This window comes from Enterococcus sp. AMC1252 (genome assembly GCF_058216515.1).
The window spans coordinates 1,571,239-1,595,304 of the sequence record NZ_CM177097.1; the positions used below are offsets into that span (position 1 = coordinate 1,571,239).

Sequence of the window (24,066 nt, forward strand, 5' to 3'; positions counted from 1 at the left end):
TCTTTATTGAATAAAAAAATAGAGGCTCCTAATTTTAGGAACCTCATTAAATTAATTTATTTAATTAAAATTTATAAAAGTAATTGATTAAAGTTTTAAATCTCGATCATGTTTAAGTTTTTTTGATTCAAGTAACTTATCTTTAAAACCTTTTTGTATTAGTTTCCTTGCTGGTGAAAGATCTTCGCCTTTTCTATATTTGGTAATTGTTTCATTCAAAAGCTTATAAGAATCTTCAAAGCTTATACCGAAATTATTATTTAGGTATAATAGATATAGGTTTTCTTGTTTTGTACAATTAAATTTTTCTTCATTATTAAAGAAATCTTGAGCAAGGCTCAATGCATCTTCTAATTTTAAATTTTTTTCTGAAAAAATATTATCATATTCTTTATCAAAAATTCTGCTTTTCTGATTGGTAACTTTTTCAGGATTACCTTGTACAGAGTATAATATTTGTCCCATTGTTTCCATAGGCATCCGCTTCATGTCAGTAGAGAAGGTCCTACCAGTATCGCCAACTTTTCGGATATAATTAATACCTGCTGATTCAAAATATCTTTCTAAGGCTAATTGCATAGGATCTACAGATCTTAGAACAATTGGTGAAATACTATTTTGGCTATTTGTGAATTGGGCGATTTTATTATTAGTACTATTGTCTACTCCTGTAGTAAACAAACGAACTAATGTAAACACCTCTTCTAATCTTTCGTCATCAAAATATTCTTTATTAGCTTTAAACATACTTCTAACTGTTTGACCACCATTAACAATTTGAAATCCATCTAAATGGAGTATACATTTTTTCTTCCCATTGGTCATTTCACTATCAATTTTATCAGAGACGATAGTAATTCCATTATTATAAAAGAAAAATTTTGTTGGTTCATTTGTAATTGTTTTAATTATTTCATCATTATATTTGCTTCGCTCAATAAAGCCTCTTACATTTTCAAATAATAGCGATAAGTCCAAATTAGCATCTTGTAATTTATCAAAATCAATTAAGGTGTAATCTTCTTTTAGTGACATACTGTCAGAACAAATTCTTAGAATATCAGCCATCGACATTTTTGCTATATATGATGTATCTGACGACAACCCTTGTTCTCTAAAAGATAGCACAGAGTCTGCATCTAATATAACCTTGGCTTTGGAAGGTTTTGGGGTTCCCTTTAGTATATCTGATAAATCTTTTAAAATTATTGATTCTACCTCAAAATCAAATTTTTCTAAAACAAATGAAATTTTTTCGATACTTGAAGTTTTAAGTTCGTGACATTCGTTAGATACCATGTACAACTTAGATTTCCAATTCCCTTTTGAGTCATATTTTTCAAGTATCTGTTGTATAAATTCATTTGTTTTACCTGTAGTTGAATTTCCACCAGCATTTATAGCTCCAATAAATTTTGCACTGGTAGTTGCATCATTTTCTGAAAGCCTAGATTCTCTTTTATACTTATTTCGATATTTAAAGTTAAAAAGTTGAATCTCTTGATTTTCTTCATCAATATTAATTGCGTCTATTCCATGGTCATCATTTGAGACGTCTTCAACTAAGGATAGATATTCTGTGTCATTCATCATTTTTGATAGCTCTTTTAAATCAGAGTTTCCTGTAATACATTCGAGAGATAAAAAATAAAATCCTAAACGACTTTTCATGTCATCTGCTATTGTTTTTTTTGGTGAGATGATATTTTGTTCTATACAAATTTCGTAGTAATATTTAGAAATTTTTTCTATTAAATCAAAATCACTTTGTTTACCCACATGATCCCTCTTCTCATCTTTTAATTGATAGTTTTATTACTGAAATTCTAGACATATATGCTTATTTAGTTTTAGAATGGTAAAATTAAGCTATAAAATTTGTTCTTTTCAAGAAGAGTTAATATTCGGTATTATATATATATAAATCAAACCCCCTAAATGACAAATAATGAAGATATATTTAATTATATCATAAAGATCGTTAAGTTAGACATGTAAAATGAATAGTGTGTACACAATACTTACTAGATAATATCTGCTATGAATGAAATATGATGACTGTCCTTCTAAGTTCCTACTTATTAATAAATTGTAAATTTGAGATCAGTGGAATGATTCAGTCACTCTAAATGTAAAGCGATAAAAAATGTGTACCTTGATCCTAATTAATTATAGTATTCTATTCTGCTCGCAATAATATTTTTTTCTGAAAATCAAAAATATCCTTATTTTTCTTATTAAAATAATTTGAAACTAACTCAAAACTAACTACAATTGATAAAAATTAACGGGATACAACAGTATTCACTAGAAAAACAGAATGCTGTTATATCAACGTTTAGAACCCATTAGAGCCTTCAGAAAAAGCTAACTTTCTGCTGGAAGGGTCTGTGGGTTAATCCTTTAATATGTGCTAGGAACACTGTTAAATCAGTATTCCTAGCCTTTTTAATTTTAGGCGAATCATTAGAGGGTCTGTATTTTCACTCATTCAATATTTTATGTACATTATTATTTATAATTTCTTTATATTTATATATAAGTATTCATTTATAGTTCCTTTTTAATCCATTTTTCATATTTATAATTTGTCTGTTATATGATAAACTAAATTAGACAATATGATAAATAAGGAGGGACAAAATGGCTATTAATAGTAATTCAAGTATTGCCGGTGGTATTTCGGCTTCTTTTAGTCAATCTGCTAGCGCATTAAATAGTATAAGTGTTTCTGTATCATCTTCTAGCACCAATGTTTCAGGCAACGCCCCAGCTGTACAATCGCTCAATAACTACCAACAAGGATTAGCAGCTTTATCTACAAGTGTTGTTTCAGCTGGTGACAATATACATTCTGTCGCGAAAGAGTTTGAACGAATCGATCAGAATATTGCACAATTGACGAAATTTAATTTTCCAGGAGGTTTGTCATGAGTGAAGTCCAGAAACAACAAGAATTTGATCAAAAAAATTATCAGTTCAGGATTCGTTTGGAACAACTTCAAGAGGATCAGTTAGCGATTAGAAAAGAGCAACGTTACATAGAAGAGCAACAAGAAGAATTTTTTCAGCTACAACAACAAGAACAGGCTGCTTATGATTTTGTCTTAGGAAACTGTGAAGCAGACGAGCGAGCTTTCTTTGAAGAAAGAGGAGATGAGAGTCTTTATCTTGCTAAAAAAGCCCAACGAGAATTTGATGAACAACTCATTCAGCTAAAAAAAGACGAACGGACGTTGTTTGATCAAGAAGAAAATCTAAAGGCGGAACTACAAGCTTTTTGGAAGAAGCCGGAGGCAAAAGAAAATGGGGCTTAAATTTTACGTTAGTGAAGCACAGGCACGATCATCACAAGCTTCTCAATTGACCAATCAAGCGAATCAGGCAATCACGTCGTTACAAGCGAGTATCCAACTGTTTTTATCTGCACCACTTTCTAGTAAGGCCTATGATTCGGCGAAAAGCTATTTTATGGTCGCTTATACACCGTTATGTCAATCTGCTATAATGACAGGTGAAGCGTTGGAAAGTGCGCATAAAAAGTTTCTTAGTGAATATCAAGGAACTGTTAGTGGGATTGATACGGATGAGGACTTGATCTTGGAAGAAATCAATCAGTTTGAGCAGTTGAAACAACGTTTAGACCACCAAATGAGTACCGCTAAAACATCGCGACCAGATTTGGAACGGAGATATATCAATGCCTGCGAAAGTATTGATAAACGTCGGGAAAAATTAGAAAAGTTTCATGCCTACGATGGTCAATCAGCAAGTTTCTTTTCAGATTATGAAGCGAGTCAACAAGAATTTAATGCAGGTTTGGCGCAAGTAGCCAATTCTAAAGCGTGGAATCCAGCAACAGGTACTTTTGATTTGAAAGGTTTAGACATGACATGGGCAAAACCTATTCATACACGTTGGAAGCAACGTGAAAAAATGAAACAACAAGTGAAAGATGCACGAGTAAAACAAGCAATTGGTCAATTAGATGGGTATGAAATCGTAAAAAATGAATTAGGTCACTGGTATCTAATGAAAAATGGCAAAATTGTTTCCCCAGATAAATATCCAGAACTATATGCACAATTGGAAATATGTAAGGATTCTTTAAAGGAAGACCAGTACAGAATCCAACAAATAAAAATAATGAAAAATGAAATGCCCCTTGCTCCTGGATTTGGAGGAATATTAGGAAATCTTGGAAAAGTTGGAAAAATAGCGGATGCTATTAAAAAAGGGACTGGGGTACTCAAAGCTGGACAGTCCATTTCGGATATAATAAATAATGCACCTAGCATTTCATTGAGTGGTTCTAGTACTGATGAAGTAGAGATTGAAATACCTAAAAATGTGCAAAGAAAAATTAAAAAGCTTTCTCCAGAACAAAAAAAAGCATTAGATGATGCTTTAGATAAATTGAAAAAGGGAGAACTTGATGGTTCTGGTTTGAATGATCACGCTTTAGGACACAACAGAAGTGGTGAAAGAGCTATTGATTTAAAAGGTGTGGGGAAAGGAAGAGGTCAAGGCAGAATAACATACGAACGAGATAGCAATGGAAATATTAAAATTACTGATATTACGACGAAACATGATTATAAAAAATAAGGATGGATTATAAAATGAAGATGGAACATATATTAATAGAACTCTTTTTGGACGATGATGTGGACTTGAATCAAGATTTGGAAAAAGGCGCAAAACTTAAAGATCTAATTGAATCAAGTAAAGGATGCACTATTGTAGAACATGAAATAGCATACGCTGGAAGAAATGGCTTTGTCCATGGTGTGGAAGATTGTATAGGATTTGGAGGAGAGATGGATATCGATTCAAATGTTGAGAATGCTAGTGAAAAGAGGAAATTCTTAGTCAGCTTATGGGAGAAAATATGTAAAGAAAAAATAGATGAAGCTTATGAAGAATATATGGATTTGAAAAGTAAGTATCTTAAGGAAAATTGATTTTGTAAAGGATGTTTTTTATTATTTTATCATTAAATTTATTAATGACTCTGAGCCTGAAATTACAATTTTGAATAAATAATGAAAGTTAACCAAGCTAAAATAGAAAAAACCAGAAATCTTAAGTTAACAAGATTTCTGGTTTTTACATATATGGCGTTAAGTATTCAGATTTGTATTAGATACGATAATGTGTGTTCAAAAGTGAGCCATAAAGCAACGGAGATTTGAGCTTGTTGCGCAGGGAATAAGGTATCGGACAGACAAAATGAAAGGACAGTTCTAAGAAAATAGATATTTTATAAAAAAATCAATATAGCTATTTTTTCTTACTCTTGGTATGATTAGGTAAAAAGGAGAATTAAAATTGATTGAACCCATTTTAACTGCAATAAGCGCAATCATAACTTTAGTTACAACAATTTTAGGCATTTTTGAAGAAAAGAAAGTCATAGAAAAGACAGAAAAATCAATAAATAATCAAGATCAAAAATTCAACAATATAACAACTCATGGTGATAATTCAGCTATAAATATTAATGCAACTCAAATTCAACAATCAGTAGTTGTAAAAAATCATCAAGAATATAAAATAAAAGATGAAAAATTTAAGGAAAACCTTACAAGATTAAAAGGGTATAACAAATTCTTTTTAATAATGTTTCCGGTAGTGATGTTTGGTTTAGCTTATCTTAAGAAAATTTAATCAATTGATTATGCTATTCGTATCAGTATAATAGTTGTTTGCTCGTATTCAATTTCACTTTATTTGAGATATGTATACCAAAAATATGTAAGAAAAATAAAAAATAGAGGTCATGAAGAAGATGTTCTAAGTAAAATAATAAGAGGGATTGAATTCTTTTTATTTCCTTTAGCTATTTTTGTGATATCTGTAATAAATGTAGGAGGCTCTATACTCCAAAGTTCTACAGAGACAAGTAATTTGGATTCTATTTGTATTTTCATAATTTTGTATTTAATTTCAGCTTATGTGGAATCTTTAATATTTCAATTTGTAATAGGCAATAATATTTGGAAAATTTCATTTTTTATAAGAAGAATGCTTGTGGTCGTATTACTATTATTTTTTAGTTTTTTAATGTTGCTTCAACTGTTAATCCAGGCTCTTTGATATGTAATTTTAACTCAACATTTCCACATAGGCATCAGTGGGATTGGAATAAAAAACCACCTAGACAAAAAGGAGAGTAGTAGATATGAACAATGTGCATGATTATATAATAAAAAGTTATACTGTAAACTTCGAAGAAAAAAAGATAACTTTAGAAGTAAGTAATGACATAAAGGAAAAACAAGTAGTATTTCATAATATTTTTACTTATAAATTTTATGATGAAATGCCATATAGTGTGATTTTAGATTTAGAGGAAAGACCACTCGATGATTTTTTTACAGAAAATGAAGAGTTATTACAGCAAGGAGAAAAAAGTGCGTGGCCCATAATGTATGATTCCTTCGACGAATTGGAAAATGAAATCAGAAATGCAAATGTAGCTTATCAAGTTTTATATTCTTCATATGGAATGAATGGATGGGTTTTAGCAGAGCGAGTAGAACTTATTGATGTTAAGTAATTTTTATTAGCAGCTCTGGCAATACGATAGAACATAATTTAAATAGAAAAAACCAGAAATCTTATATTAACAATATTTCTGGTTTTTACATAAATAGTGCTAAATATTCATAATTGTATATATACGATGACGAGAGTGCAAAAGTACGCCGCCAACTAGCGAAGATTTTCGCTTGCTGAGTGCACCTTACTATATAGAATGTTTTAGAGAGAAAGAGCGTGGGGTATCTACGCAGAAAACTCCTTTTATTCAGACTTTTAGATAGTCAAAAATGATGCACAAGACTAACTAGTTTATTTCTATTCAGCTTGAAAAGATAATAGACAGACAATTTAAAGGGATGTTCTAAGGAAAGAGATATCTATAAAAAAATCTAAACGAGATTTATACTTACTTTTAGTATTATTTAGAAAAAGGAGTATTTGATGATGAAAAAAATAAGAAATAGGATAGGAATTTGTTTATCAATATTTATGTACGGAATATTGATAAGCTTCAAATTGTTCTTTAAAAATATGAATGATATTATACAAAACATTCTAGTAATAGTTCTTTCAATTATTGTGATATTGTACTTGATATGGTATTTGACCTATTTAAAGAACACTAATAAAGAAAAATATAGAGACAGTAAGAAATTAAAGATTTATAGATTGTTTTATAATTTTATATTGGTTAGTGCAATTAACTTTATAATACCGTTATTAACTTTAGTGTTTTATAGATTTTTTTCTGTCCGATTATCGGACGTCATTACAGATTCTCTATATCAAATTATTTTAATGTGTAGTGTTATGCTTTTTTATATAAGCGTAATAAACATTGGCATGAAGATAGCAGGAATGAAATGGTACTTTATAATTATAAGTACCACTATAATAATCTTTATGGGTTTTTTTGATACACAGTGGTGGACTGTTTTTCCTCTTCTAACTGCTATTACACTGTACTATAGTTCAGAAGATGTTTATTTCAATCTCAGTAATGGTAATGATTCAGGAGAAAATATTCAAAAGAGTGTAAAACTAAAATGGAATAGTAACAAAGAATTGATTTTTAGTGGTAGTTTTTACTTATATCTATCATTAATAATAGGTTCTCTTATAAAAGAGACACCTCTATTTTTAAAATTGATGTACGCAATGTTTAATAATTCAAATGAAAATTCATATATAGAACCAATATTTACTTTGGGAATAATCAGAGTTATTGTTTTTAGTATGTTATTTATGGTTGGTACATTAGGTATATATTTTTTAAGAGAAAAGACTAGATATTTTCAACTATATAAAGAAGGAATAGCAATGAATAAGAGGAAAAGAAAATCTGTTTTAAAATATAAGCAGTATAGAAAAAGGAAACATTGATATATATAGCGCCCCAAACTAATGTCTGTATTTATAAATAGAAGTATCTAAGTTTGTTACTATATCTTTTAATTGAAAAACTAGAATTCTTTAGTAAAATGAACCTAATTCAATCTATATAAATGTAATAATTTAAATGGACGGGTCTATGGGTTAATCCTACAAATATAATTAGGAAAGTTATCAGATTCATTTTGATCTAAAAGTATTTTTATAATGATATGTTTATAGAGAAAAGAATATTATTCTTAATGTTCTTTTCTTTATTTTTAGCTAAATTTAGTTCAGGAGATTTTTTTAGCTATGTATTATCTTTTGTCATATCTGATATTTTTGAATATTGAAAATTATATGTAATATTTTTTCTAAAATTATAGTTTTTCTTATTTTTAAATCGATATATCGTTTATTTTGTAGTATAATGATTATAAAATGTTTGTCGGGGAGGTTTTTATGAAGGTTTATAAGGCATACGATATTGCTGATGAAGTTTCAAGTAGACCTGCATTAAGTAATGATCAAATTGAAAATATAGAATTAGTGATTAAAATGATTCTTGATAATCTAGCTTCAAATAAAATATATTATCAAGTTCCTAATGAAAGAGTCAGTGATAAAAAACATCCTGTTATTGGATATAATCAAAAGGTATTTGAGAAAAGAAACGTAAAGGAAAGTGATATCAACAAAGAACTAGATAATTTGGCTAAAAAATTATTATTTGAAGAACAAATAGAAGAAAATGATGGAACAAGACGTAGAAATAGAAAGATAAAAGAAGGGTTACTTTTTGCAAAGCACACTTCAGAAAATCTAATTTTATTAAAATTTGAAGAAATTAAAATCATGGATAGAATAACATTTAAACCTATTGAGGGGCTCAGTGTTGATAAACAGTATTACAAAATTGTAGTATTCAATAAGAATTCTTTTGATGGTATTACTGTTGTTGATAGGAATAAAGTAATAGCCAAATATTGGGCTTCTGGATTCTTGGAATTGGAGAGACAAAGAGATTCTTATGTGAATACAACGGATTTAGTGAACTATTTAGAAGATGATAGATTAATTAATCCTGATATTGGTTTTACTTATGAAGATTATCAAGATATTAAAGGACAGGTTAAAGATTTTATTTTTGATAATAAAACATTTGATAGAGAAGAAGTTTTTTCTACTTTAAAATTTGATTCAAAAAAATATGTGATAGATTCTAATGATTTATTTTCTAAAGATTTATTCAATGTATTAGATGCAGAATTTAGCATTAGCGCAGATGCATTATTGGAAAAATACAGAAGAACAATAAAAATTTCAAGTTCTGCTAAAGTTATGGTAGATAATTTGTATAAGGAATTAAAGCGAAAAAACATTGAACTTAAAGGCAATAAATTAACCTTAACTGTAGATAAGGATTACAAAGAAAAAGTCAGAAAGATGCTAGAAATTGAGGCAGAAAATGGATAAGAATATTTTTGACAATTGTGATTGGCAAGGAACTTCTGCTATTATTAGTATAGATGAAATAGGAAAAAGTCAACTAGTAAAACTTTTAAAAATATCAAATAGTGATTATGATTATAATAATAATGAACTAGAAATATATAATCATAAGAATATTTTATTCTTAGATAGGCAATTCATATATTCTGAAATAGAGTTTGAAGATTTTTTAAAATATTATATTGATAAAGATTTTAGTAATTTAAGGTATTTTTCAAGAAATCGATTTGCTATATATAAGTTAAATACGGATCTTGGAAAAGATAAAAAAATCTATTCTAGTATTATTGAAAATAACAATATTGTTACAGATGGTATTGTTGAAGAAAAAATAATTATTCCGCCTACCCTTTTTGATGAACTTAATAATTTTTATAAGGAATATGAAGCAGAGTCGGTAGAATCGTTAAATTACTTAAGAGAACTATTCTCTCTCTTTTTAATTGCGGAAAAGAGTAAAATATTTGTCGGTGAAGAGTCTACATATTTTGAGTTCACCTTTTTTTGTGAAAATTCAAAAAATCATGTTCTAAAAATTTTATGGAATGAATGGGACTCTTTTGAAAACAATATATTTTTTGAATGCTATAAGTGGATTTTATCTAAACATGAAGAGAGTTTTAAAATAGAAACTGTTTTAAAAGTAGTTAGACAATATTTAGGCTCCTTAAATGATATTGAAAGTATTGAAGATCCAGTTGCAAGCCTAGATTCCATACTCAACAGAATAATGTTAAATGAAACAAAATTGTATTTTGAACAGCAAAATAAATTGAAAGATGAGTTTATTGATTATCATAAAATGGAATTGGATTCCAAAAGTACTTTGATGAAGAGTTTATTGGGCTTAATAACAACAGTTGGCTTGGCTTATTATGGAAAAGTAATTCTCATAAAAAATTTTGATTTTACTGATAAAAATAAAGGAATAGCAATTATTTTTATTTTTGCGCTATTTGCAATTATATTCTTTATTTTCATATTCTTGGTAAATTACTTTGAAAGAAAAAGGTATTTTTTGTCATTAAAAAAGATATATGTAGAAAAATTTGGATTTTCTGATAAAGACTTTAAAAGCATTGTAACAAAGCCTTCATTATATAGAGATCAGTGGATATATTGGCTAACACTAATAATTTTTCTGGTTATTATTATAATTCTCATTAAAATATATTGGTAATTCTTTTGTTTAAATGGTTTAAATAAACAACAGAGGAATGACTCAATAATCTTACTTTACTGGAAATGTGTAACCACAAAGAAAGAGCTGAGAATTTGTTTTCAGCTCCTCTTATGACTATTGTTAAATTTTCCCTCTCTGAACCATCCTCGCTATAATCTCCTCACTCTCCTTCAAAACCCCCTCAAAATCCCCAGAAAATACCTGATACAACTGCTGACAAGAATAATACCGCATCCGCATATCCTTCTTATTCCTCGTAACATTCCCATCAAAAAACTCATCCAAATAAGCCAACGACTTCTGCCAAGACCGAAGCTTGATCAACTCACTCCGCACATCCAAAATATCCTGATAAGGTACCGCCTTCAAATTCTGTTCTTTACTCATCACTACACATCCATTCCTATTTTTTTGAAAAACCAACAGGAAAATAAAAAACGATCAGACCTATCTGTGCCTCATCGTGTGCAATAGTTCGCCAAAGAACACATGAAATCGCCAAAAAGATGAAAGAATCCAGTAAAGAGACTAGTAAAATCAATCAAAATTAAGTACAATAAAACATGCGAGTACTTCGGTACGCGCTATCGGCAACTCGGATAAGCAGCGTGAGGCTGTTTATTCGGGGCCTTGCAACATGATTCCAGTCAGGTTGTAAGGTGCCGTTTTTTATTTTTCTATTTTTTAACTTGTACATCGTTACGTTTCATTATCACCACCATCGATAAAAATCAGACCTAGAATAGAAACAAAAAAGGCATTGACGCAATGTCCAATACCTGAATAAGTCAATAGTACCTTAAAGAAACCTAGCAATCCTTTCTAGTGGTGGCTCAAAAAGAGACACGACAAATAAGCTAGTGATTCATTTACTATTGGCAAACTTGTGAGGACAGTTTTTGAAGATTTCAAGACCATTTCCGTTCGGTTCCAGCCAAACAAAAAGGTGCCAAGGATTAAATTGTCATAAAGTTGAGTGATGTTCTGAATCAGGACTTACTCAGCTTTTTTATTTCCATTCTATACACTAAGTATAAATAAATCGACAGAGAGAATCAAGGCGAACAGAGAAAAAAACGAACAAAAATTCGGTTTATTCAGAAAGTTTTAAACAGAAAGTAACTTTGATTAAATAGCTTATTCAAGAAAGGCTATACTTATCTTGGGAAAAGCAGAAAGTTATTGACTTATTAGAATTAAATTGTTATATTTAGTGAAAAATAAAAATTTGATGTGAATATGCAGAATTTTCTGTAATAAAAGGGGAGTTAAAGAATAATGATTTTAGGAACGTTGGGAAATGAAATGAGTCAATTGACATGTAGTATGCATATCGCTAAAGAATTAAGTACACGTGATGAATTAAAAGGATTTTCAAGCTTTGAACGAGCAATTGAATCGTTAAAGAAAAATACAATTCAAAAGGTTTTGATTCCAGGCGCATATCCAGACATTAATAAATTTATTATGGATAATGATTTAGAAGTACACAAAAGTTTTGTCGAAAAAATACCCAGCTTAGTATTTGCAAGCAATTCCAAGAAACCAAAAGAGTGTAGCGAGTTATTTTTGCATAAAGCAACTAAAAACTTAGTGACAGATATTACAAGTATTTCATCTGTCGCAAAGTTAACGTATGTGGATTCAAATGAGGAAGCATGTGAAAAACTTATTAAGAATAATCAAGACCAAAGCTTTACAGCGTGTATTACAAACTCGTTATGTGCCGAGTATTTTAATTTAAAAATCCATGCAATTCTTAGAGAAGGAATTTCCATGCCCTGGGTAATTTTTAAAAAAAAGGAGAATAATAAATGAAGCGAACAGCAATAATAATTAATAAAAATCTTCCATTTGGAGAACAAGCCAATGTGATTGCTATTGTATCAGCCGCATTAGCAAATGTTACTGAAGATATGATTGATTCAGAAAAAATAATTGATTTAAATGGTAACAAGCATGCAGCTATAAAGAACAGTTTAGTTATTTTAAAATCTAATCCAACAGCACTGTTGACACTTACTGAGACAGTGAATGAGCTAGACTCGGTTGAATCTGTCGTGTTTACAAGTAAGGGACAACGTTTAAACAATCAATTTTCTGACTATAAAATAGAAATCTCTACTAATGAATTGAAGGACTTAGAGCCAGTCGTTGTTGCATTGTATGGAGAAGATGAACAGATCAGAACGTTAACCAAAAAATTTAGTTTATTGAGGTGAGAATATATGGAGCAAGCTATTGTTTATCTGAGTGATATTCCAATCAGTGATAAAAACGGGACTAGGTGGGTACAAAAGCTAAACGATTATAACTATAAAAAAATACTAATTTCCAGCGTAGAAGAATTTGATGATCAAGTAGGAAGTTATTTTGACAGTTGTATAAGAGTAAAGGACATACTCGATTTTGAAAACTTATCTGAAATTATCGCTGATGTTAAAAGTAAGTACGAGATTGTTGCATTGTATGCCCCAAAGGAAAATTTGATTGCAATTGGTGGGGATTTGAGAAGTAAGTTTGGAATACCTGGTATTCAAAAAAATCAAGCGTTAGCGGTAAGAGATAAATGGATAATGAAAGAAATGCTTCACCAAAGAGAACTAAACACAAGTAAAAATGCAATTGCTGTATCTGAAAATGAAGCAATATTGTTTGCTAAGAAAGTCGGTTTTCCAATCGTAGCGAAACCACTAAATGGATTTGCTACATTGAATACTCAAAAACTTTTATCAAATAAGGATATTTCAGAATATTTTTCTAATTTAGCAATAGAAAATGAATTATTATTAGCAATTTCGGATAATAGAATTCTATTAGAGAGTTTTATAGATGGAGAAGAATATCATTGTGATTGTGTTGTCCAAAATGGACAAGTCGTTTTTTCTTCTGTAAGTAAATATTTATATAACTGCATGGATATTGCAACGAAAGGTAGTCCTCCTGCTAGCATCATATTTCCAAAAGCAGAGAGTGAAAAAAATGTTGCTACTAGAAAAATAAGTGAATTAAATGAAAAAGTAATTTCTGCGTTAGGAATAAATAATACAGTTACCCATGGAGAATATTTTGTTACAAAAGATGGGGATGTGTATTTTGGTGAAATAGGTGCCCGCATTGGCGGTGCAGATGTTATGCCCCCAATTATCAAGAATACATTTAATGTAGATATGTTTGAAGCGATGATTGATGTTGAGTTACAAAAATTTGTTTCTCCAAAACAGTCAAAAGATATCTTTACCGGCATGATTTGTCTACCACAAAAAGCAGGAGAAATAGTTGCTCTTGCGACTTTAAAAGATTTTGAGGACATTGATGGGATTATTACCTTTGAAGTTCAAAGATCAATTGGAGACCGTTTATTAGATGTTAAGGATACGATGACTAGATCAGGCTTTGCCATTATTGAAGATGCAAACCATGATTCGTTAAGAGAAAAACTGTTGACTGTGTATCATCGTTTTTTTGATTTAATGGTGGTAGAAGAATGATCATAAAAAAGTATTTATCTGTATATAAAGGACTACCTCAAAATGTTTATCTCATATGTTTAGCGAGATTTGTTTCGAGTTTGATAATATTTGTTTATCCGTTACTAACTAATTATATAACGTTAAAGCTTAATAAAACAGACATAGAAGCTGCCTCTTTTGTATCAATTGCTTTATTAGTAAACCTAGCGTGTATCTTTTTAGGCGGGTATTTGAGTGATAAGTTTTCAAAGAGAACGCTATTTTTATTTAGTCAATATTTATTAGTTGTTTGTTCCTTTTTATGTGCTTTGTTTTTAGGATCATTTGTGGTTGTTTATTTGTTGGTTATAATCAGTGGTATTTTTGGGTTTACTAATCCAATATACAATGTGTTTATTTTAGAAAATTCCAATGATAACTTAAACACAAAGAAAAGTGGTTTTTCTTTACTATATCTATTTTTAAATTTAGGTGTTGCGATCGGTCCTTTTTTAAACGGGCTTTGGTTTGATCAATATCTTGCCTTGTATTTTTTATTGGTCGCAGGACTTAATTTAATAGCCACGGTTTGTATTCAACTAAAGTATAAGGAAGAGCGGATGATTTATCCTAAACAGAAAGATAAAAAAGTTAAGTTTTCATTGGCTGAGCTATGGGGACAAAATCATTTAGCAATAAAAGCGATTGTCTTTTCAATTTTAAACTTTATGATTTATATACAAGTTTCATTTAGTGTACCGTTACAATTTAATACATGGTTTACCAATGGGCCAAAAGTATATGGAACAATGATGTTAATAAATGCTTCGATGGTGTTGCTAATCACCCCAGTGATCTTACGATTCACTAAAAGTACAAATCCAATTCTATTGATTATAATAGGTAGTTTTTTCTATTTGGCTAGCTTTTTGTGTCTGTTGCTTTTTTCAAATTTAGTTGGAATGATTTTATTTATATTCTTTTTGACGATAGGTGAAATTGTTGTTCAAACAAATATTAGTGTCGTTGTATCTATGCTGGCAGGCAAAGAGTATGAAGGACGAATGAATTCTTTTCTACTATTGATTGGTGCTTTTGGGAATATTTTAGGGACAAGTATCGTTGGTGGTTTAATTGTTAATTATTCATTTTCATTGGTTTGGCTTGTCATTATGACGTTATCTTTGACCTATGCTATTTTAATGTTCTTAGTTTATCGAAAATATAGATTGGATAAATAAAAAAACGTCGTAAAGAGGATATCGGTCTTTGAATTAGCTAGCAATTCTATTTTAGATTTCTCAAAAAGATTGTTGATTCTAAAGATTGACATAAAAATCTTATGAACTATCATTCTTCGGTAATAAATTAATCTGACTATTATATTTAAAAAAAGTTGAGTAACGTTCTAAACCAGAACTTACTCAGCTTTTTTTCTTATCCATCAAAAAAATTACGTATTAGCATTTTTGGTTTAATCCATAATAATTTTTGCTAATATATTATGTGATTTAATTGGTAATGAATAATCTAACAAAAAATAAAGCACTTCAAATTTCTTTTCAAGACGATCTTTCATGGGCTGTTAAAGAGTTAGAATGTGAGACAATAGATCACTTATTTTAAGATAATGAGGAAAAAATTTAAGTTTTTCTGTTTTCAATTCAAATGCAATCTAGATCTGGTAAATCTAAAAAGAGATTGAACCCTTCAATTATACTAGCAAGTCTGTCCAAAAATGAAGAGCTGAAATAAAATACTTATGGTATTCCTTGGATATCATCAAGAATATTGATTGTATCGTTGAAGAATTCAAAGTTATCTGTAATTGAAGAGAAAACTGTAGGAGTGGCACGAATATAATGATCGTGAATATCCTATTTCATGTTTTGAGTGATTCAGTTAGCTAAATGAAAATTAGATACATAATTAATGGTAAATTAATGTATTTTAAAAGACAAGGTGAATTTGTATATGATATAAAACCCAACGAAATCAGAGTATAAAATCAATATAATTTGACATTCCCTCAAAAAAGCGTATGATAAAAACATACCGATTGAATGTTTTTTTATTAGAAGGAGAGATCACGATGGCTAAAAAATATACAGCAGAGGAAGCTAAATCATTAATTCTAGATGTTTCAACACAACTATTTATAAAAAAAGGCTACGAAAAAACGTCTATTTCCGATATCGTCAAAGGTTTAGACGGTTTAACCAAAGGAGCCGTTTATCACCACTTTGCATCTAAAGATGAGATCATAGATGCCGTCGTCAGACGATTTATTCCTAATGAAGCTGCCTTAACAGCAATCATGGAAAAAGATAAATTAAATGGATTAGAAAAAATTCAGGCTCTGTTATTTGAAGGAATGTTCAATAGCGAGGCCAGTCAATCTCGAATCCTTAGTTTTACGTTATTAGATAATCCTAAATTCTTTTCAATGTATATTCGGACGACGAATGAAATTATGGCACCATTGGTAGAAACCTGTTTGATCGAAGGAAATAGTGATGGATCAGTCACAGTTGAGCAACCGAAGCAAATGGCTGAATTAGCGATCTTGATTTTAAGTACGTGGTTTATTCAAGCCTTGTTTCCAAATACAGTAGAGACCTTTTTTGAAAAATTGATGGCTGCCAAAACGATGCTTGAAAATGCTGGAATGCCAATTATCAGTGATGCATTTTTAGAGAAACTTGATCAACAAATTATGATAAAGGCGGCAGAAATAAATGACCAAACAACTGAAAACTAAATCACTAGGCGTCAGACTATTAAAAGGACTGGGTAAAGTAATCTTAGGTATAATCACTATCCTAATTGTGTCCTTAGTGATTACCTTTACGATTCACCAGATAAGTTTGAAAAGTGAAGCAAAACGAATTGAGTCGTATGGGGAGAAATTAAAAGTCTTTGATGGTGAGATGAATGTTGTCGATGAAGGTGAAGGAAAGAAAACTATTTTACTTTTACCAGGGCAGGGAACAGCTAGTCCTTATTTAGATTTTAAACCGATGATCGAGGAGTTGAAGAAAGAGTATCGTGTGGTTACGATTGAGCCATTTGGCTATGGATTAAGTAGCCAAACGAATCGACGTCGTAGCGTTGAAAACATCGTGGAAGAAATCCATCAAGTAGCCAAAGAATTGAATATTTCTAAATACACATTGATGGGACACTCGATTGCAGGTCTTTATGCGGTGAATTATGCCCAAGTTTACCCAAGTGAAATGGAAGGCTTTGTGGGAATTGATTCTAGCACACCAGAACAACCTTGGCCTGGCATTGATATGTCAGTCTTTGACTTCTTAAAGACATCGGGTGTTTTTCGAGCGTTGATCAAAGTGAATCCAGAAACGGGTTTAGGCGTGAGTCAAGATAACCCTGACTTTGAACAGATTAAGTTATTGACGATGAAGAACATGAGTAGTCTTGCGATGAAAGATGAGCTTCAAGAATTAAGCAATAGCTTCGCTGATTCTCGTGGCTTAACGTATCCAAAAGATATGCCGGTTTTATTATTTGTTGCAGATAATGATATGAATCAAAAAAATTGGCTTGAGATGCATCAAGATCAGGTAAGCGGGTTAGATAAAGGAAAATTTATTCAATTGCCAGGCGCCCATTATTTACACCATACACAAATGGAAACGATCGTAAAAGAAACAACCAATTTTTTGAAAAACTGAAATTAAAATAATATCGGCATAACCTACGTTAAAGAAAGGGTTTACATCCAAAACCAAAGATGCTATAATAACCGTGAAAATAAAAATACATTTTTTTGTATTTTTATTTTTCGACCTAAATATACAAAATTTTGTACGAAAGGGGATTTATCATGAAAAAGATCGTTATAGGTGGGCAAATCGAAAAAGCAACAATCGAAGAATTGCTACAAAAGTATGGAAAGGGGAACTACGAAATCACCGTAAAAACCGACATTGATGCAGCAATGGCATTAAAAAACGGGACAGCAGACTACTATTTTGGTGCCTGCAACACAGGAGGCGGCGGAGCATTAGCAATGGCAATTGCTTTGTTAGGTGGAGATAAAACGGCAACATTAGGCATGCCAGGTAAGACTGCTTCTGAAGAAGAAATCAATCAAAGTGTTGCTGCTGGGAAAATTGCTTTTGGTTTTACTTCACAAGATATGGAGTTTATTATTTCAACTGTGATGGAAGCGCTTGAGAATAAGGGGGAGTAATGAAATGGCTTTAAACATAGTAATCATGGCAGCATTATGTGCTGTTACAACGATTATGGCGAATACGAAAATTGCTGTTTTTAACGATGCACTAAGACCGATTGTTTTAGAATATCGTGAAAAACGAGTGACAAAATCAGCATTGGGAACCACAGCGTTAGCTTTTGGTATTGGATATATTGTTGGGTTTATTCCACAGTCTATTGCATCTAGTGTTATCATCATTCATGTTGTTTTATTAGGAACAGATATTATAGGTAGTTATTTGCCAGATAATAAAAAATACTCTATCTGGATAGCAGGAGTAGTCGGCGGAGTTTATGGTGTTGTGATGGGAGCTGGTCTAGGAACGATTCAAAAAGTTTTTGAAATTCTTCCTTATAATTTCCTAGATAGTCTTGGTCAAGTATCGTCTGTTGTTTTAGTGGCTTTTGCGGTTTTCCCAGCGTTGGTCGTGGCCCTTCAATATGGCTGGAAAAAAGGAATGATCACTTTTTCAGCAACAGTGTTGGCTCAAGTAGTGACGACACAATTTGGTTCGTTTAATTTAGCAAACGGCAATACGATCGTCATTAATGCCAATGCGATTGCGTTACTTGTTGGGATGATCTTTATGATTAGTTATGCGATGAATGATAAAAGAGAAAGAACAGATTCTCAGGCACAATTGGCAAATATCTTTGCGGAACGAGTAAAACAAATTAAGAAGTATTGGTACTTATTTGCTTTATCAGGCGCATTGATTGCTTTGGCGGCTTCGATGTCAATTGTAACGGAATCTGCACTCTCAGCTCCATTATACCAAGAAGGTCAATTTAATTCAGCTGCTTTGACCGAATTAGCACGAGTTGTTGGTTTTATTCCATTAGTTGTAACGACAGGAATTGCTACAGGAACCTATTCTCCAGCTGGAATCAAGATGGTTTTTGTCATCGGCTCGATCGGAGCGGCAATGGGACAACCGCTTTTAGCGTTTGTTGCAGGCGGTATTTGGATGTCGATAGAAGTCTTACTATTAACGAAATTCTCTGTATTACTAGATCGATTCCCAGGAATGCGTGATGCTGGAGATAATATTCGAACAGCGATTACAAAAGTTTTGGAAATTGCTTTACTCGTTGGTGGTGTGATTGCAGCAACAGCGATTGCTCCAGCTTGGGGTGGTTTATTCGTTGTCGGACTATACGTATTAAATGGCACATTTAAAAAGAAAATGGTCGATCTAGCTATTGGACCAGTTGGTGCCTTATTAGTTGGTGTGATTTCAAATATTTTAGTATTGCTTAATCTAATGACACCACCAGGACTTTAAAAATTTTAGGAGACGACAACTAATGAGCTTAGTAAATGGAATAACCTATATGCATGAACATACGACAATTGATTTGTCTCGCATAAAAAATATCGATGATACAAACCTAAATTGTTTTGAGGAAACAGTCAAAGAATTTAAAGAACTTTATGATAAAGGCGTTCGTAATATTGTGGACGTCACAAATTTAGATATGAAAAGAAATCCATTATATGTTCAAAAAGTGGCAGAAGCATCGGGCATCAATATTGTCCAAGCAACAGGTTTTTACACTGAAAAATTTTTACCTGATATTGTAGCAGATTGGTCAGTTGCAGATTTAGGAAAATTAATGATCAAGGAAATTCAACATGGTATCGCAGATACAACTATTAAAGCTGAAATCATCGGTGAAATCGGTTCAAGTAAAGATGGTTGGACGCCAAATGAGAAGAAAGTCTTCGAGGCATCTGTGATTGCCCATCAAGAAACGGGTGTTCCAATTACCACACATACGACCCTTGGCACGAATGGTCATGAACAAGTTCAATTCTTTAAAGAAAATAGCGTTGATTTGGCATCTGTTGTCATTGGACATGTTGATTTAAGTGGAAATCTTGATTACATTTTAAAAATGTTAGACCAAGGTGTCTATGTAGAATTTGATACAATTGGAAAAGAAAACTATCAACCCGATGCACTCCGTGTGTCGATGTTAAAAGAAATAGAAAAAAGAGGGTTCGCTGATCAAGTCTTTTTATCAATGGATATTACTCGGAAATCAAATATGAAATTTAAGAATGGGATTGGTTATTCGTATTTACTGGATACGTTTGTGCCGATGATGACAGAAGCAGGAATTGCGAATAATACAGTTGAAAAAATGCTGATTCATAATCCATTGAATTTTTTTAGACAAGGAGCGAGATGAACATGAAAACATTTCCTTTAGAAACGATGAATCTAGAAGAAGCGACGAAGAAACAATTTCAAATCGTTGATTGTGTTACGAGAAATTTTGAAGGTTCAGAAATCTTAACACGTGGGGATTTAGGTGTTGTACCCGGGTATAATCAGCCAGTAACAACCAATAAAGTAGAGCATGTGTTGAAAGAATTATTTGCCGCTGAAGCAGCAATGTTAGTACGTGGTGCTGGAACCATGGCGATTCGTCTGTCATTACATGCGGCGAGTAAAAAATATGGAAAAACAGTGCTCGTTCATGATGCGCCTGTTTATCCAACAACACAAACATCGATTGAGATGCTTGGGTTAAATACAGTTGTTGCTGATTTTAATCAACCAGAAGCGATTAGAAATGCGATCACTGAAAATGATATTCAATTGGCAATCGTTCAATTTACAAGACAAAAGCCAGATGACGCCTATCAACCAGAAGCCGTTATTCAACAAATAAAAAAACAAAACAAAAGTATAGTGATCATCACGGACGACAACTATTCTACCTTAAAAGTACCCAAAATCGGTGTAGAATGCGGTGCAGATCTCTCTTGTTTTTCAACCTTTAAATTATTAGGTCCAGAAGGAGTAGGCTGTATTGTAGGCAACGCTGAATTGATCAAAGAGTTACGAAAAGAAAATTATTCTGGTGGGTTGCAGGTACAAGGATTTGAAGCAATCGCAGTGTTGCAAGGTTTGATTTACGCTCCTGTCGCTTTAGCGATTTCATCGCAAGTTTCTGAAGAAGTGAAAACACGTTTAAATGCTGGTGAAGTGAGTGGTGTAAAACAGGCGTTTATTGCCAATGCTCAGTCAAAAGTGATTATTGTAGAATTTGATCAGCCGATAGCAGCTGACGTGTTAAAACAAGCAGAAAAACGAGGAGCAGCCCCTAATCCAGTGGGAGCTGAATCAAAATATGAATTTGTACCGATGTTTTATCGACTTTCAGGAACTTTTAGAGCAGCGTCGCCAGAAAGTACAAAAACGATGATTCGGATCAATCCCATGAGAGCGGGTGCAGATACGATCATTAGAATGATAAAAGAGTCAATAGAGGGGAATTAAAGCCAATGCAAGAGGAATTTCTAAATAAAACGGGAAAAGCAATTCAACAACTATCGGGTGATTTGATTTTACTAGCTGAAGGTAGCCGTATGCCTGTGATTTCAGAGTTTCAAGAAAAATATGGGATGTCTCGTGGAACAGTTCAGAACGCTCTTAATTATTTAAAAGAGGAAAAAATGATTCACACAGTTAGTCAAGGGCGTCAAGGAACGATTTTGACCACAATTGATTATCAACGATTACAAAAAATTGTAATTGAAGGACCGATTCGAGGGACAATGCCTTTACCATATTCTAAGACGTATGAAGGCTTTGCTACCGGTTTGTATGAAGTGTTTCATCGTTCAGAAATTCCTTTAAGCATGGCTTATGTAAGAGGATCTAAAGATCGGATGGATTTGACAAGTGAAAAAACAATGCATTTTTCGATTGTCTCAAAACTAGCTGCCTTACAGGCGATAGAATCTGGTAGCGAGTTGGAGATTTTTAAAGATTTTGGCCCTCGTAGCTATTTGTCTAACCACGTAATGATCTTTTCAAATCCAAAAAGTGCGAAAATCGAAGATCATATGCGTGTGGGAATTGACCATAATTCGTACGATCAACAGATTTTAACTGAAAATGCGACTGCTGGAAAAAAAGTTGAATTTATCGAAGTTCCAAGTCATCAATTGATTTATTCTTTGGAGCAAGGAATGATCGATGTGGGGATTTGGAACTATGATGAAATCAAAGATCGAAAATTAGATCATTTGAACTATCAATTTCTTGAAGGCAGTGTGGAAGATGATTTAGCAAGTACAGCAGTTTGTGTGTTGCACAAAGATAATCTGCTATTAAAAAAAATATTGATGAGTGTGATAGATGAACCAAAAATTTTATCTGTTCAAAAGCAAGTGATAGAAGGTAAAATGATCCCTCATTATTAAAAGGACGTTTGAAATGATTGGAAAAAAACTAGGAATTTTAAAAGACTCAAACTTGATAGATGAAGAGACAGAACAGTTTGTCTTGGCCGTGAATAACTATTTACTGGAACAAAAGGTCATTGAGAAAGAAGAACATCTCGATATGTTTTTAACGCATATTGCTATGGCAGATGCTAGACAGAAAAAGAATGAACCTGTAATCGGTATGGATGAATTGATTTTATCTGAGATTCAGCAAGATGAGAAGTTAGCAGAATCAAAAGCATTATGGGAAGAATTATCAGGGTATTCCTCTACAGAATTTAGTTCAGAGGAATTATGGTTTATTTACATGCATATTATTAATCTATTGAAGAAAGAGCTGTAAGGGAGGGATTCATTTGTTTCTACCAATGATGAAACAAGAAAATCCTGCGTTGATTGACGCAGGAATTTATTTACACCAGACCGGACAAATTCTTCCCGATACTTACATTTTAGATTTGGATACGATTCGGACGAATGGGGCAGTGATGTTAGAACGTGCCAAGAAAATCGGAATCGAACTGTTTTTTATGCTAAAACAAATTGGACGAAACCCACTGATTGCAAAAGAATTAATGGGACTGGGTTACCGCGGTGCGGTAGTGGTTGATTTTAAAGAGGCATTAATCATGATGGAAAATCAGATTCCTCTATGTAACGTTGGTCACTTAGTTCAGATTCCAGATCAACTCTTAGAAAAAATCATGGTTTACGGTGCGGAGTATATCACGGTCTTTTCTGTTGAAAAATTGGAGCAAGTCAATGTTATAGCCCAAAAAATTGGAATCAAGCAAAAGGTTTTATTAAAAGTGGTTGCAGAAAATGATCAACTATATGAAGGGCAGTTCGGCGGATTTTTATTAGAGGATCTTGCTGAAACAAGTAACATTTTTCATGAATTCAGTGGCATTGAATTTAGTGGCATTACTTCTTTTCCCTGTTTTTTATTCGATGAGACATATACCACATTATCGCAAACAAACAATGTAGAAACAATCGAAAAAGCCAGAGCTATTATGCGGCAAGCAGGGTTTGAAGTCCCTGAATTAAATGTTCCTTCTGCATCGTGTAGCGAAACTTTTCCCTTTATTAAAGAAATTGGCGGAACGCAAGCTGAACCGGGACATGCGCTGACGGGAACAACGCCGTTGCATGCTTATAAGGTGCAACCAGAAAAACCAGCCTTGATTTATGTAAGTGAAATATCTCATAACTTTAAAGGGAGAGCTTATTTTTATGGTGGTGGTTATTATCGTAGGGGGCATTTAAAGTCAGTGCTGATCAATGATTTAATCACGAACACAGAGGATCAGGTGGAGTCATTTTCAGATGAGAGTATCGATTATTATCTTTCCACCTCAACGGAACATACTGTTGGGGCAACCGTGATTGCCGCTTTTCGAACACAAATCTTTGTTACGAGAAGTGATGTGGCAGTGGTGCAAGGAATTAGTAAAGGAAAACCTGAAATAGTCGGGATTTTTGATAGTCAAGGAAGAAGGATTTAAAAA

24 protein-coding genes are annotated in these 24,066 nt (G+C 32.0%); 22 read left to right on the forward strand and 2 right to left on the reverse strand.

All coding sequences use genetic code 11. The features are described 5' to 3' along the window. Window positions 1-87: 87 nt before the first annotated feature. Window positions 88-1,779, reverse strand: coding sequence for an AIPR family protein (locus tag AC4BB5_RS07445; protein WP_490458714.1), 1,692 nt, complete (start codon window positions 1,777-1,779; stop codon window positions 88-90). An 864-nt stretch (window positions 1,780-2,643) separates the two neighbouring features. On the opposite strand from AC4BB5_RS07445, the gene AC4BB5_RS07450 reads away from it, so the two are divergent. From AC4BB5_RS07450 to AC4BB5_RS07490, 9 genes are all read left to right on the forward strand, one after another. Next, on the forward strand, window positions 2,644-2,934 hold the full coding sequence (locus AC4BB5_RS07450) for a TIGR04197 family type VII secretion effector (RefSeq protein ID WP_490458715.1): 291 nt from the start codon (window positions 2,644-2,646) through the stop codon (window positions 2,932-2,934). Beyond that, window positions 2,931-3,317: a hypothetical protein gene (locus AC4BB5_RS07455; RefSeq protein ID WP_490458716.1), complete on the forward strand. Its 387-nt coding sequence runs from the start codon at window positions 2,931-2,933 to the stop codon at window positions 3,315-3,317. The genes AC4BB5_RS07450 and AC4BB5_RS07455 overlap by 4 nt, the downstream gene beginning before the upstream one ends. Next, window positions 3,307-4,608 carry a T7SS effector LXG polymorphic toxin gene (locus AC4BB5_RS07460; protein WP_490458717.1) on the forward strand — a complete coding sequence of 434 codons (1,302 nt, stop codon included), beginning with the start codon at window positions 3,307-3,309 and terminating at the stop codon, window positions 4,606-4,608. The genes AC4BB5_RS07455 and AC4BB5_RS07460 overlap by 11 nt, the downstream gene beginning before the upstream one ends. A gap of 14 nt (window positions 4,609-4,622) precedes the next feature. Further along, entirely contained in the window at window positions 4,623-4,964 is a 342-nt protein-coding gene (locus tag AC4BB5_RS07465; protein ID WP_010765423.1) for a hypothetical protein, read from the forward strand. Between the two features lie 367 nt (window positions 4,965-5,331). Continuing rightward, entirely contained in the window at window positions 5,332-5,670 is a 339-nt protein-coding gene (locus AC4BB5_RS07470) for a hypothetical protein (protein WP_490458718.1), read from the forward strand. A gap of 514 nt (window positions 5,671-6,184) precedes the next feature. Continuing rightward, on the forward strand, window positions 6,185-6,562 hold the full coding sequence (locus tag AC4BB5_RS07475; RefSeq protein ID WP_490458719.1) for a hypothetical protein: 378 nt from the start codon (window positions 6,185-6,187) through the stop codon (window positions 6,560-6,562). Between the two features lie 425 nt (window positions 6,563-6,987). Then, window positions 6,988-7,929: a hypothetical protein gene (locus AC4BB5_RS07480; protein WP_490458720.1), complete on the forward strand. Its 942-nt coding sequence runs from the start codon at window positions 6,988-6,990 to the stop codon at window positions 7,927-7,929. Window positions 7,930-8,382: 453 nt separating this feature from the next. Next, window positions 8,383-9,396: a hypothetical protein gene (locus AC4BB5_RS07485; protein WP_490458721.1), complete on the forward strand. Its 1,014-nt coding sequence runs from the start codon at window positions 8,383-8,385 to the stop codon at window positions 9,394-9,396. Continuing rightward, window positions 9,389-10,612, forward strand: coding sequence for a hypothetical protein (locus tag AC4BB5_RS07490; RefSeq protein ID WP_490458722.1), 1,224 nt, complete (start codon window positions 9,389-9,391; stop codon window positions 10,610-10,612). Before AC4BB5_RS07485 ends, AC4BB5_RS07490 begins: the two co-directional genes overlap by 8 nt. 123 nt (window positions 10,613-10,735) lie before the next feature. Here AC4BB5_RS07490 and AC4BB5_RS07495 read toward each other — a convergent pair whose 3' ends face one another. Then, window positions 10,736-11,002: a hypothetical protein gene (locus AC4BB5_RS07495; RefSeq protein WP_490458723.1), complete on the reverse strand. Its 267-nt coding sequence runs from the start codon at window positions 11,000-11,002 to the stop codon at window positions 10,736-10,738. An 891-nt stretch (window positions 11,003-11,893) separates the two neighbouring features. On the opposite strand from AC4BB5_RS07495, the gene AC4BB5_RS07500 reads away from it, so the two are divergent. The 13 genes from AC4BB5_RS07500 to AC4BB5_RS07560 all read left to right on the forward strand — a co-directional run bounded on the left by AC4BB5_RS07500 (window position 11,894) and on the right by AC4BB5_RS07560 (window position 24,063). Continuing rightward, window positions 11,894-12,433: a hypothetical protein gene (locus tag AC4BB5_RS07500; protein ID WP_490458724.1), complete on the forward strand. Its 540-nt coding sequence runs from the start codon at window positions 11,894-11,896 to the stop codon at window positions 12,431-12,433. Beyond that, the gene (locus AC4BB5_RS07505; protein ID WP_490458725.1) at window positions 12,430-12,837 is read left to right on the forward strand and encodes a DUF2000 family protein; all 408 of its coding nucleotides are present in this window, start codon (window positions 12,430-12,432) and stop codon (window positions 12,835-12,837) included. The genes AC4BB5_RS07500 and AC4BB5_RS07505 overlap by 4 nt, the downstream gene beginning before the upstream one ends. Before the next feature lie 6 nt (window positions 12,838-12,843). Beyond that, window positions 12,844-14,106: an ATP-grasp domain-containing protein gene (locus AC4BB5_RS07510; protein ID WP_490458726.1), complete on the forward strand. Its 1,263-nt coding sequence runs from the start codon at window positions 12,844-12,846 to the stop codon at window positions 14,104-14,106. Beyond that, a complete protein-coding gene (locus AC4BB5_RS07515) occupies window positions 14,103-15,308 on the forward strand; it encodes an MFS transporter (protein WP_490458727.1) in 1,206 nt (401 codons plus the stop codon). Before AC4BB5_RS07510 ends, AC4BB5_RS07515 begins: the two co-directional genes overlap by 4 nt. A gap of 851 nt (window positions 15,309-16,159) precedes the next feature. Next, the gene (locus AC4BB5_RS07520) at window positions 16,160-16,828 is read left to right on the forward strand and encodes a TetR/AcrR family transcriptional regulator (protein WP_490458728.1); all 669 of its coding nucleotides are present in this window, start codon (window positions 16,160-16,162) and stop codon (window positions 16,826-16,828) included. Then, complete coding sequence (locus AC4BB5_RS07525) at window positions 16,806-17,762, forward strand: alpha/beta fold hydrolase (RefSeq protein WP_490458729.1); 957 nt, start codon at window positions 16,806-16,808, stop codon at window positions 17,760-17,762. Before AC4BB5_RS07520 ends, AC4BB5_RS07525 begins: the two co-directional genes overlap by 23 nt. 152 nt (window positions 17,763-17,914) lie before the next feature. Continuing rightward, the gene (locus AC4BB5_RS07530; protein ID WP_490458730.1) at window positions 17,915-18,283 is read left to right on the forward strand and encodes a DUF2620 domain-containing protein; all 369 of its coding nucleotides are present in this window, start codon (window positions 17,915-17,917) and stop codon (window positions 18,281-18,283) included. A 4-nt stretch (window positions 18,284-18,287) separates the two neighbouring features. Continuing rightward, on the forward strand, window positions 18,288-19,595 hold the full coding sequence (locus AC4BB5_RS07535; RefSeq protein WP_490458731.1) for a YhfT family protein: 1,308 nt from the start codon (window positions 18,288-18,290) through the stop codon (window positions 19,593-19,595). A 22-nt stretch (window positions 19,596-19,617) separates the two neighbouring features. After that, window positions 19,618-20,505, forward strand: a complete 888-nt coding sequence (locus AC4BB5_RS07540; RefSeq protein ID WP_490458732.1) for a phosphotriesterase family protein — start codon at window positions 19,618-19,620, stop codon at window positions 20,503-20,505. A gap of 2 nt (window positions 20,506-20,507) precedes the next feature. After that, on the forward strand, window positions 20,508-21,602 hold the full coding sequence (locus AC4BB5_RS07545) for an aminotransferase class V-fold PLP-dependent enzyme (protein ID WP_490458733.1): 1,095 nt from the start codon (window positions 20,508-20,510) through the stop codon (window positions 21,600-21,602). 5 nt (window positions 21,603-21,607) lie between these two features. Continuing rightward, window positions 21,608-22,531 (forward strand): GntR family transcriptional regulator YhfZ, encoded by a 924-nt coding sequence (yhfZ, locus tag AC4BB5_RS07550; protein WP_490458734.1) that lies wholly within the window; start codon window positions 21,608-21,610, stop codon window positions 22,529-22,531. 13 nt (window positions 22,532-22,544) lie between these two features. Beyond that, window positions 22,545-22,898, forward strand: coding sequence for a PRD domain-containing protein (locus AC4BB5_RS07555; RefSeq protein ID WP_490458735.1), 354 nt, complete (start codon window positions 22,545-22,547; stop codon window positions 22,896-22,898). A gap of 13 nt (window positions 22,899-22,911) precedes the next feature. Next, on the forward strand, window positions 22,912-24,063 hold the full coding sequence (locus AC4BB5_RS07560; protein WP_490458736.1) for a YhfX family PLP-dependent enzyme: 1,152 nt from the start codon (window positions 22,912-22,914) through the stop codon (window positions 24,061-24,063). Window positions 24,064-24,066: the final 3 nt, after the last annotated feature.

Coding starts and splice junctions, on each gene's coding strand:
- AC4BB5_RS07460 (WP_490458717.1), top strand. CDS start 3,307: ATGGGGCTTAAATTTTACGTTAGTGAAGCACAGGCACGATCATCACAA.
- AC4BB5_RS07480 (WP_490458720.1), top strand. CDS start 6,988: ATGATGAAAAAAATAAGAAATAGGATAGGAATTTGTTTATCAATATTT.
- AC4BB5_RS07535 (WP_490458731.1), top strand. CDS start 18,288: ATGGCTTTAAACATAGTAATCATGGCAGCATTATGTGCTGTTACAACG.
- AC4BB5_RS07500 (WP_490458724.1), top strand. CDS start 11,894: ATGATTTTAGGAACGTTGGGAAATGAAATGAGTCAATTGACATGTAGT.
- AC4BB5_RS07520 (WP_490458728.1), top strand. CDS start 16,160: ATGGCTAAAAAATATACAGCAGAGGAAGCTAAATCATTAATTCTAGAT.
- AC4BB5_RS07455 (WP_490458716.1), top strand. CDS start 2,931: ATGAGTGAAGTCCAGAAACAACAAGAATTTGATCAAAAAAATTATCAG.
- AC4BB5_RS07540 (WP_490458732.1), top strand. CDS start 19,618: ATGAGCTTAGTAAATGGAATAACCTATATGCATGAACATACGACAATT.
- AC4BB5_RS07475 (WP_490458719.1), top strand. CDS start 6,185: ATGAACAATGTGCATGATTATATAATAAAAAGTTATACTGTAAACTTC.
- AC4BB5_RS07495 (WP_490458723.1), bottom strand. CDS start 11,002: ATGAGTAAAGAACAGAATTTGAAGGCGGTACCTTATCAGGATATTTTG.
- AC4BB5_RS07485 (WP_490458721.1), top strand. CDS start 8,383: ATGAAGGTTTATAAGGCATACGATATTGCTGATGAAGTTTCAAGTAGA.
- AC4BB5_RS07525 (WP_490458729.1), top strand. CDS start 16,806: ATGACCAAACAACTGAAAACTAAATCACTAGGCGTCAGACTATTAAAA.
- AC4BB5_RS07490 (WP_490458722.1), top strand. CDS start 9,389: ATGGATAAGAATATTTTTGACAATTGTGATTGGCAAGGAACTTCTGCT.
- AC4BB5_RS07530 (WP_490458730.1), top strand. CDS start 17,915: ATGAAAAAGATCGTTATAGGTGGGCAAATCGAAAAAGCAACAATCGAA.
- AC4BB5_RS07510 (WP_490458726.1), top strand. CDS start 12,844: ATGGAGCAAGCTATTGTTTATCTGAGTGATATTCCAATCAGTGATAAA.
- AC4BB5_RS07465 (WP_010765423.1), top strand. CDS start 4,623: ATGAAGATGGAACATATATTAATAGAACTCTTTTTGGACGATGATGTG.
- AC4BB5_RS07545 (WP_490458733.1), top strand. CDS start 20,508: ATGAAAACATTTCCTTTAGAAACGATGAATCTAGAAGAAGCGACGAAG.
- AC4BB5_RS07515 (WP_490458727.1), top strand. CDS start 14,103: ATGATCATAAAAAAGTATTTATCTGTATATAAAGGACTACCTCAAAAT.
- AC4BB5_RS07450 (WP_490458715.1), top strand. CDS start 2,644: ATGGCTATTAATAGTAATTCAAGTATTGCCGGTGGTATTTCGGCTTCT.
- AC4BB5_RS07555 (WP_490458735.1), top strand. CDS start 22,545: ATGATTGGAAAAAAACTAGGAATTTTAAAAGACTCAAACTTGATAGAT.
- AC4BB5_RS07505 (WP_490458725.1), top strand. CDS start 12,430: ATGAAGCGAACAGCAATAATAATTAATAAAAATCTTCCATTTGGAGAA.
- yhfZ (WP_490458734.1), top strand. CDS start 21,608: ATGCAAGAGGAATTTCTAAATAAAACGGGAAAAGCAATTCAACAACTA.